General features: G+C 39.5%; 8 protein-coding genes and 1 pseudogene. 3 read left to right on the top strand and 6 right to left on the bottom strand.

Translation table 11 applies throughout. The features are described from left to right. The 3 genes and pseudogenes from I6E70_RS20940 to I6E70_RS13325 all read right to left on the bottom strand — a co-directional run. Window positions 1-424 (bottom strand): annotated as a pseudogene (locus I6E70_RS20940) (hypothetical protein); the annotation flags it as partial. Between the two features lie 97 nt (window positions 425-521). After that, window positions 522-920: a helix-turn-helix domain-containing protein gene (locus I6E70_RS20935; RefSeq protein ID WP_442960296.1), complete on the bottom strand. Its 399-nt coding sequence runs from the start codon at window positions 918-920 to the stop codon at window positions 522-524. A gap of 102 nt (window positions 921-1,022) precedes the next feature. Then, entirely contained in the window at window positions 1,023-1,523 is a 501-nt protein-coding gene (locus tag I6E70_RS13325; protein ID WP_197188897.1) for a fasciclin domain-containing protein, read from the bottom strand. 183 nt (window positions 1,524-1,706) lie between these two features. Here I6E70_RS13325 and lepB point away from each other — a divergent pair, with 183 nt between their 5' ends. After that, entirely contained in the window at window positions 1,707-2,357 is a 651-nt protein-coding gene (gene lepB, locus I6E70_RS13320; RefSeq protein ID WP_007582535.1) for a signal peptidase I, read from the top strand. Window positions 2,358-2,417: 60 nt separating this feature from the next. Here the strand turns inward: lepB and I6E70_RS13315 are convergent, their stop codons facing one another. Both I6E70_RS13315 and metG read right to left on the bottom strand, forming a co-directional pair. Further along, window positions 2,418-3,065 (bottom strand): bifunctional 4-hydroxy-2-oxoglutarate aldolase/2-dehydro-3-deoxy-phosphogluconate aldolase, encoded by a 648-nt coding sequence (locus tag I6E70_RS13315; protein WP_165727382.1) that lies wholly within the window; start codon window positions 3,063-3,065, stop codon window positions 2,418-2,420. A 121-nt stretch (window positions 3,066-3,186) separates the two neighbouring features. Beyond that, on the bottom strand, window positions 3,187-5,208 hold the full coding sequence (metG, locus tag I6E70_RS13310) for a methionine--tRNA ligase (protein ID WP_197188896.1): 2,022 nt from the start codon (window positions 5,206-5,208) through the stop codon (window positions 3,187-3,189). Between the two features lie 187 nt (window positions 5,209-5,395). On the opposite strand from metG, the gene apbC reads away from it, so the two are divergent. Beyond that, the gene (gene apbC, locus I6E70_RS13305; protein ID WP_197188895.1) at window positions 5,396-6,472 is read left to right on the top strand and encodes an iron-sulfur cluster carrier protein ApbC; all 1,077 of its coding nucleotides are present in this window, start codon (window positions 5,396-5,398) and stop codon (window positions 6,470-6,472) included. A 6-nt stretch (window positions 6,473-6,478) separates the two neighbouring features. Next, window positions 6,479-7,063 (top strand): dCTP deaminase, encoded by a 585-nt coding sequence (gene dcd / locus I6E70_RS13300; RefSeq protein ID WP_007582539.1) that lies wholly within the window; start codon window positions 6,479-6,481, stop codon window positions 7,061-7,063. 229 nt (window positions 7,064-7,292) lie between these two features. On the opposite strand, the gene I6E70_RS13295 is transcribed toward dcd, so the two are convergent. After that, window positions 7,293-8,216, bottom strand: a complete 924-nt coding sequence (locus I6E70_RS13295; protein WP_197188894.1) for a GlxA family transcriptional regulator — start codon at window positions 8,214-8,216, stop codon at window positions 7,293-7,295. Between the last annotated feature and the right edge of the window lie 23 nt (window positions 8,217-8,239).

The following is an 8,239-nucleotide window of genomic DNA, read 5'->3' as shown; positions in this document are numbered from 1 at the left end:
TTTCATCACTGAGTTCATAACCCATAATTTTGCGACTATACGCATCAGTTACTAGCGATAGATAGTGAACACCTTGCTCTGATTGAACATAGGTTATATCGCTTACAAAAACCTCTTCTGGTCGCGATGGTTGCACATCTTTTAGCAAGTTAGGATGCTTTTTCATCCAATGTTTACTAAACNGCGATGGTTGCACATCTTTTAGCAAGTTAGGATGCTTTTTCATCCAATGTTTACTAAAAGTAGTTTTAGTGTAACTACGCTTAGGTTTAACCAATAAACGTTCATTTTTCAAATAACTAAAAAAAGCGTCTCGACCTAAACTTATGCCTCGCTCTATGAATTTTGGTTTAAGTAAAAAATACAACTTTCTTCCACCTAAGCGCGGCATAAAACGTCGTATTTCCAATACCATCGCTTTAACTGGTGCTAGTTCAATAGCACGCAGTTTAGCTCTGCTCTCTCGTTGATATATCGCTTGTCTCGTTATACCAAGCAGCATGCAGCACGTTCTAAGCTAACTATTTTTTGCTTTTGAAGGCTTCTTGCTCCTTGGCAATATACTTTTTTCGAAGGTTTGTTCCATGCTCAGCGTCAAGAATATTAACCACTTCATTGAGTAACAGGTTACGTAAGTGCTCATCTTCAAGCTCTCGCTCGAGGCGTTTGATTTTTTGAGCGGGACTTTCTTTGGCTTTAGGTGATGTAGGCATAGTTATCTTAGGTGATTGAGTCCAATCCATCCTACCGTGTTTTCTTAACCAAGTAAGCACGGTAGAACGACCTTGTATGCCATAAATTTTTTGGGCTTGTTTATAAGTCATATCGCCTTTTTCTACAGCGTCGACAACTTGTAATTTAAAGCCTAATGAATAATCTCGTTGTGTTCGTTTGAGCGCTGTATTATTTGACTTGGTCATAATAAATCCTAAATGTGTAAACACATTTCAGGACGAGACAAAAATAAATAAAAGAGCATAAGTATTTACTTATGCTTTTTTATTTGGCTTATTCTTTTATGACTACTCTTTTGGAAGTAGTACGGTGTCGATAACATGAATTACGCCGTTGCTTGCTTTTACATCAGCTTTTACAACTTTAGCGTCATTTATCATTACGCCCATGCTGTCGGCTTTAACCATAACTGATTGGCCTTGTAATGTTTTCGCACTATCTACCTTCATTACATCGGCTGCCATCACTTTTCCAGACACTACGTGATAAGTTAATACCGCCGTTAGCTTGTCTTTGTTTTCAGGCTTGAGTAGCATTTCAACAGTGCCTTCAGGTAATTTAGAAAATGCAGCATCTGTTGGTGCAAAAATAGTAAAGGGTCCTTTACCTTGCAGTGTTTCAACTAAACCTGCGGCTTTAACAACAGCAACAAGAGTAGTGAACGAACCATTTTCAACGGCTACTTCAACAACGTCTTTTTTCATACCATGATGATCAGCATAAGCCATTGTAGTAAATCCAAGGCTTGCAGTTGTAAACAATAATGCAGTAGTAATTTTCTTAAACATTTTATTTTCCTTTAAGTTAATACCCGTTGGTTTCGTTAAATGTTACGACGCTCTAAATTTAATCGATCAATTAAAATTAGTAGTCAACATGTTTTGTTACATCATTGATTGAACTGCAGCTAATTAGCAAAGTCATATAAATAGTTACTCAATTAAAGACTTGTTCAATTGAAGGGAATAGGCATGAAATTAGTTTATAAGTTTTGGAAAAATAACCGCTCTCTTATCGTATTTATTGCACTGATGAGCGTATTTAGAAGCGCTGTTGCCGATTGGTACGAAGTGCCAACAGGCTCAATGAAACCGACCATTCAAGAAGGTGACAGAATACTTACCGATAAAATGGCCTACGATATTCGCGTCCCATTTACGCACATAAAATTACTTAAATTAGCGGATCCACAAGCTGGTGATATTATTGTTTTTGACTCACAAGCTGCCGATAACCGTTTAATTAAACGTGTAATTGGTGTGCCAGGAGACACCGTTGCGCTTGAAAATAATGAGCTCATTATTAATGGTAAAAAACTTAATTATGCAGATCAGCGAAGCAACATAGACTCGCTTGATAAAATTGAAGATTTAAACGGATTAGAGCATTCGATAAGAGTGGCAAATATTCCTTCACGTTTATCGGGGTTTGATGCAATTACAATTCCTGATGATTATTATTTAGCAATGGGTGATAACCGCGACAATAGCGCTGACTCGCGTGTAATAGGTTTAATTCCGCGTAACGAGTTATTAGGAAAAGCAGAGCGCGTTATAGTGTCACTTGATTACGATAATTATTACCTACCAAGAAAAGATCGCGTATTGAAAAAGCTAAATTAATTAGTAGTAATTAATTTTGTATAGCGCCCATTTGGCTATTCTATAAATAAAATAAACTGCCTATTTAGGCAGTTTACTTATATAGTTTTTTACAAGCTTGGTAAGGTGGCTACGCTCTTGTTCGGTATTTAATACCTTACAAAAATCGCCACTTACTGCCGCGCCACAAGCACCTGCTTCAAACCATTGTGATAAATTATCTAAATTCACACCACCAACAGGTATTAATTGTGCTTCTGAAAATGGACCTGTTAATGCTTTAAAGTAACCAACGCCCATACTGCCCGCAGGAAATACCTTAATAATATCTGCCTTATATTCAATTGCATTTGCTACATCGGTAGGTGTTAGCGCGCCCATTAATACTGGCAACCCGTGCTGGTGGGCAAGTTCGACAACCGATTTGTTGGTATTTGGCGTTACAATAAACTGCGCGCCTGCATCAATTGCTTGCTGAGCAAGGGTGGTGTTAATTATTGTGCCTGCACCAATAAGTGCGTTTTTATGAGCTGCGCGTGCTTTTGTTATTTCTTGCTCAAAGCCAGGCGTGTTTGAAGTGATTTCGAGTGCGTTTATGCCTGCATTAACTAAGCAATCAATTAATGGAGCTACGTCGCTTTGTTGTTTTAAGCGTAAGATTGCGAGTAACTTATATTGCTTGATTAGCGCACTGGTATTTAGTCTTTGGGTATCAAGGTTGCTGGTCATGGTTGTTGATCTAAAAAATATTTTAATACACTGATATTATTTAAATAATGCTTATAAAGCAAATAGGGAAGCCCATAAAAAAACCGCTGATGTATCAGCGGTTTTTATTGTATGAGTAATATTACATTACGCGCATACCAGGCTCTGAGCCGTCATCTGGGTTAAGAATATAAATTTCTTTTCCGCCAGGACCTGCTGCTAATACCATGCCCTCAGACATACCAAAGCGCATTTTACGAGGCTTAAGGTTAGCGACCATAACGGTTAACTTACCTTCGAGATCCTCTGGTGCGTAAGCTGATTTAATACCTGCAAACACTTGGCGAGTTTCTCCGCCTAAATCAAGAGTTAGCTTAAGTAGTTTATCTGCGCCTTCTACGTGCTCTGCTTTAGCTATTTTAGCTACGCGTAAGTCTACTTTTGCAAAGTCATCAAATTCTATTTCGTCGCTAATCGGCTCTTTTGCAAGTGGGCTGTTAGGGTCAATAGTTGCTTTTGGCGCTAAGCTTTCTTTAGATTCTTCAACCATTTTATTTACTTTATCCATTTCAACACGTTGCATTAACGGTTTAAATTTATTGATAGGGTGGCTTACGAGTGCATTTTGAACGCCGTCCCATGCAAGGTCGTCATTTAAAAATGCTTGTACGTTGTCGGCCATTTCTGGTAGCACTGGTTTTAAGTAAGTAATTAAAACGCGGAACAAGTTAAGACCAAGAGAACACACTTCGTGTGCTTCTTGTTGCTTAGTTTCGTCTTTAATTAATACCCAAGGTGCTGCGCCATCAATAAATTGGTTTGCTTTGTCGGCAAGCGCCATTATTTCGCGAATTGCGCGGCTGTAATCGCGGTTTTCGTAGTGTGTTGTAATGCTAGGTGCAGCCGCTTGAAACTCTGCTAACAGCTCTGGTTGCATAATAGTGCTGCTTAGTTTGCCATCAAACTTTTTAGTAATAAAGCCAGCACAACGGCTCGCTATGTTGACTACTTTACCTACTAGGTCTGAATTTACGCGCTGTGCAAAGTCTTCTAGGTTTAAATCAAGGTCAACAATACCGCTGCTTAATTTTGCTGCGTAGTAGTAACGTAAGTACTCTGGGTTTAAGTTATCTAAATAAGTACGCGCTTTAATAAACGTACCCTTTGATTTAGACATTTTTTCGCCATTTACAGTGACAAAACCATGAGCGAATACGTTAGTTGGCTTTCTAAAATTAGCGCCTTCTAGCATTGCTGGCCAAAATAAGCTGTGGAAATAAATGATGTCTTTACCAATAAAGTGATAAAGCTCAGCGTCTGAACCTTCAGCCCAAAATTCATCAAAGTTGATGCCTTTTTTGTCACACAGGTTTTTAAAGCTCGCCATGTAACCAATAGGTGCATCTAACCAAACGTAAAAATATTTGCCCGGTGCATTTGGAATTTCAAAACCAAAGTAAGGCGCATCACGGCTAATATCCCACTGTTGCAAGCCATCGGTAAACCATTCGTCTAGCTTGTTAGCCATTTCTTGTTGAATAGTGCCCGAGTGTAACCACTCTTTTAGCATGCCTTCAAATGCTGGCAGGTCAAAAAAGTAATGTTCAGAATCTTTAAGTACAGGCTCTGCACCTGACATTACAGAACGCGGATTAATGAGTTCGGTAGGGCTGTATGTAGCACCACACGAATCACAACTGTCGCCATTTTGGTTTTCAGACTTACACGTTGGGCAAGTACCTGTTACAAAACGATCGGGTAAGAAAATACCTTTTTCCGGATCGAATAATTGCGAAATAGTGTGCTTTTTAATATGACCGGCATCGTTTAGGCGGTTATAAATAAGTTCGCTTAATTCTTTGTTTTCTTGGCTGTGGGTGCTGTGGTAGTTATCAAATTTGATATTAAAGTCAGCGAAGTCGCGTTGGCGTTCTATGCTCACTTGTTTTACCATTTCTTCAGGCGTGATCCCTTGCTTTTGCGCATTAAGCATAATTGGCGTGCCGTGGGCATCGTCTGCGCAAACATAATAAGCTTCGTGGCCCTGTAGTTTTTGAAAACGTGACCAAATATCAGTTTGAATATATTCCAATAGATGACCTAAGTGAGTAGGGCCATTTGCATAAGGTAATGCGCTGGTAATCAGGATCTTTCGCTGCGTCATAATCATTCCGAATTGAGGATAAAACGCCGTTTTTATTATACAAACGGCAATTATCATTAATTTATCTACAAGCTATCTGCTTAGAGTGCGCACAGCTTATGGATTTTTATTAATTGACTGGTGTTAATGCCCTGAATGTTACATAATTCCGTGGCACTTTTCATCAAAGAAACGCTATTTAATTGCTATGTTTGGACTGTCGAAACTATTCTCTTCTAAATCGGTGCAAAAACAACCGATTATTACTGCCTTAGCGGCATATCGTAGTGCGGCTTTTGCCGTCGGTATTGATGAAAGCTTCATTGATACTATTACTCAAAATGACGATAAATCACTACACATTAAATTAACCCTGCCATTTGCTGGGCAATCAGAAATGCCTTTAGTTGAGCAACACGTAAGTGAAAGCTTAAAAGTGCCTGTAATAATTAGCGCCAAGGTTATCATTAAAGAGGCAGCTAAGTTTAAGGCGATTAAACATATTGTGCTTATTGCCTCAGGCAAAGGCGGAGTAGGTAAGTCGACTACTGCCGTTAACTTGGCGGGCGCCCTTAAAAACGAAGGCGCAAAGGTGGGTATTTTAGATGCTGATATTTATGGCCCATCTATTCCAATGCTTTTAGGCTTGGTGGGCGCAGAGCCCGTCACTAAAGATAACAAACAGCTACAGCCTTTTGATGCAAACGGCATTAAAGCGCAATCTATTGGATTTTTGGTCCCAAGCGATGATGCCACCGTTTGGCGCGGGCCAATGGCGTCAGGCGCACTTAGCCAATTGCTAAACGAGACTGATTGGGGCGAGCTTGACTACTTAATTGTAGATATGCCACCGGGCACCGGTGATATTCAACTTACAATGAGCCAAAAAGTACCAGCGAGCGGCACTGTTATTGTCACTACACCGCAAGACTTAGCCCTTGCCGATGCGCAAAAAGGCATTGCCATGTTTAATAAAGTAAACGTGCCGGTGCTGGGCTTAATAGAAAACATGAGCCATTACATTTGCAGCCACTGCGGTGAAGCTAATCACGTATTTGGTAAAGACGGTGCACAAAAGCTGGCGCACAAGCACGGCGTACCCGTACTTAGCCATATTCCTCTTGCAATAGATATACGTGAGTATTCTGAGCAAGGAAAACTTATTGCCAACGATAACGACGCGGCAATAAGCAAAACATACAGCGCAGCAGCGAGGCTTATAGCCAGCACGCTCTATTATCAACAGCATCACAATGCAATTGAAATTGTGATTACAGAAGATTAGTAAATAATGAGACTTTCAGACACACATATTAATGAATACCTAAGCGATGGTCGCATTGTTATTGAGCCTGCGCCAACAAGTGACATGATTTCAGGCGTAACTGCCGATTTGCGATTAGGTAATAAATTTAGAACTTTTAATGCGCACAACGCGGCATACGTGGATTTAAGTGGTCCAAAAGATCAGTTAAATAAAGCCATGGAATCAATCATGAGTGAAGAAATAGTGCTTGATGAAGGTGAAGCATTCTTTTTACACCCAGGTGAACTTGCACTTGCTATTACACACGAAAAAGTAACTCTGCCAGCAGATATAGTAGGGTGGTTAGATGGACGCTCATCGCTTGCGCGTTTGGGGTTAATGGTGCATGTAACCGCGCACCGAATAGACCCAGGCTGGAGCGGTAATATTGTTTTAGAGTTTTACAACTCAGGTAAATTACCACTGGCGCTTCGCCCACTGATGAAAATTGGGGCTATGAGCTTTGAAATGCTATCGGGCCCGTGTGAAAACCCATACAACATCCGTAAAGATGCAAAATATAAAGATCAAAACAGTGCAGTAGCAAGTCGTATTAGTGACGATAAGTAATCACCAAATATAGACATTATTCGTCTATTTTATGAAGCGCATAACCCAGTAGTTCAAATTACTGGTTAAGCGCTTCATTTGCTTTATTAAGCGGGTGCAACAAGTTTGCTAAGTATAAAGATGAAATTTTTATACCTTTAATTCAATATTTACAATAATAGCCATTTATTTTAATAGTGAAGTGAGAATACAACGGTAATTAATGATTCTTCCCTTTGGTACTATCTATTCAAACAAATCTTTCTTTAAACGCCGTAGGGCTTAATCCGATTATCTTAATAAATACTTTGCGAAAACTGTTTACATCGTCATAGCCAATATTCAGAGCCACTCGCTCAAAACTGTGAGTGGTCGATTCTAATAGCTCACATGCCTTTTGCACTCTTATTTTTTGAATATACTGTATCGGCTTTAATGTTGTGGCATGGGTGAATTGTCGAAGAAATGTTCGCTCGCTCATACAGGCCAAAGCAGCTAGTACAGAAACATTCAGTGTTTTACTATAATTTGCTTGAATGAAATGCTGAACTAGTAATATTTGTTTATTCCCGTGATTAAGTTTTGGCGAAAAACTACCGTAATAGCGTTGTTCTCTTTTACCCGTATCAACGATAAGAAACTTTCCAAGTGTACGCATAACGTGTGGTTTTGTGAATTGAGCCACGATTTCTAGCCCTAGATCAATCCATGACATCAGCCCACCTGCGCTAATAATATCACCGTCATTAATTAGTAAACTTTCAATCTCAAGAGATACTTTGGGGAATGCCTCATGAAATTCATCAGCTAATTGCCAATGTGTTGTAGCAACACGATTATTTAATAAGCCTGTTTTGGCAAGTATAAATGCACCAGCGCAAGCAGAGCATAATATAGTCCCTTTTTGATGAGCCTCGTTGAGGTATTGCAACAACTTGGGTTGAGGCGTGTAGTAATAATCACCATCTAAGTTTGGTGGGAGAATAATAATATCATTTTGGCTCATCCCATCTAAATCTATATCGGGCTGAATGACCTTTACAAAGAACTGAACTTCAAGCTGGCTTTCTATAACTATTCTGTTTGCCAAAAAAAATAACTCTTTAAAGCCTTGTACTGCACTTTGTAGGGCGTTGGGGTAGTCGATAATTGTGATCTGAACATGCTTTGTCATTTTTAAACTGATTTATGGCTATT

Origin of the sequence: Pseudoalteromonas sp. NGC95, from assembly GCF_015864705.1 — a bacterium.
Taxonomy (GTDB): domain Bacteria; phylum Pseudomonadota; class Gammaproteobacteria; order Enterobacterales; family Alteromonadaceae; genus Pseudoalteromonas; species Pseudoalteromonas arctica.
The sequence above is the reverse complement of the archived record's forward strand: the minus strand, read 5'-3'. Positions and strand labels throughout refer to the sequence as shown.